The organism is Streptomyces sp. SYSU D01066-1 (assembly GCF_054956795.1).
This window is the reverse complement of sequence record NZ_JBUDHV010000076.1, coordinates 1-2,343: the sequence shown is the minus strand read 5'-3', so window position 1 is coordinate 2,343 and position 2,343 is coordinate 1. Positions and strand designations below refer to the sequence as shown.

General features: G+C 74.9%; 2 protein-coding genes and 1 pseudogene. 1 reads left to right on the top strand and 2 read right to left on the bottom strand.

What is annotated here, in order from left to right:
• Positions 1-375: pseudogene (locus ACY1JF_RS31830) on the top strand (glucose-6-phosphate isomerase); the annotation flags it as partial.
• A gap of 66 nt (positions 376-441) precedes the next feature.
• On the opposite strand, the gene pgl reads toward ACY1JF_RS31830, so the two are convergent.
• Both pgl and opcA read right to left on the bottom strand, forming a co-directional pair.
• Complete coding sequence (gene pgl / locus ACY1JF_RS31825) at positions 442-1,230, bottom strand: 6-phosphogluconolactonase (RefSeq protein ID WP_462708747.1); 789 nt, start codon at positions 1,228-1,230, stop codon at positions 442-444.
• Complete coding sequence (opcA, locus tag ACY1JF_RS31820; protein ID WP_462708748.1) at positions 1,227-2,309, bottom strand: glucose-6-phosphate dehydrogenase assembly protein OpcA; 1,083 nt, start codon at positions 2,307-2,309, stop codon at positions 1,227-1,229. Before opcA ends, pgl begins: the two co-directional genes overlap by 4 nt.
• Positions 2,310-2,343: the final 34 nt, after the last annotated feature.

Below are 2,343 nucleotides of genomic sequence, written 5' to 3'. Positions count from 1 at the left end.
CTGATGGCCAACTTCTTCGCCCAGACCCAGGCCCTCGCCTTCGGCAAGACCCCCGACGAGGTCCGGGCGGAGGGCGTCGCGGAGGACCTGGTCGCGCACCGGACGTTCCAGGGCAACCACCCCACCACCACGATCCTCGCCCGCGAGCTGACCCCCTCCGTCCTCGGCCAGCTCATCGCCCTCTACGAGCACAAGGTGTTCGTCCAGGGCGCCGTGTGGGACATCGACTCCTTCGACCAGTGGGGCGTCGAACTCGGCAAGGTCCTCGCCAAGCGCGTCGAACCCGCCCTCACCGAGGGCGCGGAGGTGCCGGGGCTGGACGCTTCGACCAAGGCCCTGGTCGGTGCCTACCGGGAGCTGCGCGGACGGCAGTGAGCGCGGGAGAAAAGCGCGGACCCCCGCGCGCCCGGAGGCGACGGGGGTCCGTGTGGCCGAGGCCGGCTACGCCGAGGCCGGCGGGTACAGCGAGCGCGGCAGCCGGGAAGCGGCCGCCGAGTCCAGCAGCCACAGGGTGCGGGCCCGGCCCCGGGCCCCGGCCGCCGGGGCCTGGACCTCGCCCGTGCCGGACAGGGCGATCGCCGCGGCCTGCGCCTTGTCCTCGCCGGCCGCCAGCAGCCACACCTCGCGGGCGGCCCGGATCGCCGGCAGGGTCAGGGACACCCGGGTCGGCGGCGGCTTGGGGGCACCGTGGACGCCGACCACCGTGCGCTCGGTCTCGCGCACCGCCGGCAGCTCCGGGAAGAGCGAGGCGACGTGCGTGTCCGGACCGACGCCGAGCAGCAGGACGTCGAAGGCGGGCACGGGGGCGTGGTTCTCCGGACCGGCGGCCTGGGCCAGCTCCTCCGCGTACGCCGCCGCGGCGGCGTCCACGTCGGGGCCGTACTGGCCGTCGGAGGCGGGCATCGCGTGCACCCGCTTCGGGTCCAGCGGCACCGAGTCCAGCAGGGCCTCGCGGGCCTGCGTGACATTGCGCTCCGGGTCGCCCTCGGGCAGGAAGCGCTCGTCGCCCCACCACAGGTCCAGGCGGCCCCAGTCGACGGCGTCCCGGGCGGGGGAGCCGGCCAGGGCGGCCAGCAGGCCGTTGCCGTTGCGGCCGCCGGTCAGGACCACGGAGGCGTGGCCCCGGGAGGCCTGGGCGTCCACGACGCGGGTGATCAGCCGGGCCGCGGCGGCCTGGGCCATCAGTTCCTTGTCGCGGTGCACGACCAGCTGGGGAGGGTGTGTGCTCACTTCGGCGCCCCCTTCCTCACCGGCGTTTCCTCCTGCGCCGCGTCTTGCGCAGGTGCCTTGGCGGCGTGCTCGACGGGAGTGGGGACCGCGACGGCCTCCCCTCCTTTGCCGACGGCGTCACCGGCCTCGTCACCGGCCTCGTCGCGACCCGGCTTCTCGCGCAGCCGCTCCACTCCGTACCGCAGCGCCGAGGCGTAGGTGTCGTCCGGGTCGAGCCGGCGCAGTTCCTCCGCGATCAGCTCGGCGGTGTCCCGGCGCTTGAGCGCCACCGCCCGGTTGGGCTGCCCCTTGACGGAGAGGTGGGCCAGTGTGCCGTCCGCCCGGTCCAGGGCGATCGGACCGCAGTCCGTGTCCATCCGGACGGCGGTCAGGCCGGGCCCGGCGGAGTGGGTGCGCTTCACCGGCACGCCGAGGCGGTCCGCCAGCCACATGGCGAGCAGCTCGCAGCTCGGGTTGGACTCCTCGCCCTCCACCTCGACGCCCCGCACCTCGCAGTCGACCTGGTCCAGGGCCGCCGCCAGCATCGAGCGCCACGGCGTGATGCGGGTCCAGGACAGGTCGGTGTCGCCGGGGGCGTAGGCGGCGGCGCGGGCCGCCAGCTCCCGTACCGGTTCCTCGGAGGTGTAGGTGTCGGTGACCCGGCGCTGGGCCAGGGCGCCGAGCGGGTCCTTGGCCGGTTCCAGCGGGGCGTTCACCGGCCACCACACCACGACGGGGGCGTCGGGGAGCAGCAGCGGCAGGACCACCGACTGGGCGTGGTCGACGACCTCGCCGTACAGCCGCAGCACCACCGTCTCGCCGGTGCCCGCGTCGGCGCCGAGGCGGACCTCGGCGTCCAGGCGGGACCGGGTGCGGTCCCGGGGGGAGCGCGAGACGCGCTTGATGACCAGGAGCGTGCGCGAGGGGTGTTCGTGCGCGGCGTCGCTCGCGGCCTTCAGGGCGTCGTAGGCGTTCTCCTCGTCGGTGACGATGACGAGGGTGAGCACCATGCCGACGGCCGGGGTGCCGATGGCGCGGCGGCCCTGCACCAGCGCCTTGTTGATCTTGCTGGCCGTGGTGTCCGTGAGGTCGATCTTCATGGCCGGCGCCAGCTCCGTCCGTCTCGCTCCAGCA

Bases quoted from the DNA above. Each gene is read 5' to 3' on its own strand.
- opcA (WP_462708748.1), bottom strand. From the start codon at position 2,309: ATGAAGATCGACCTCACGGACACCACGGCCAGCAAGATCAACAAGGCG.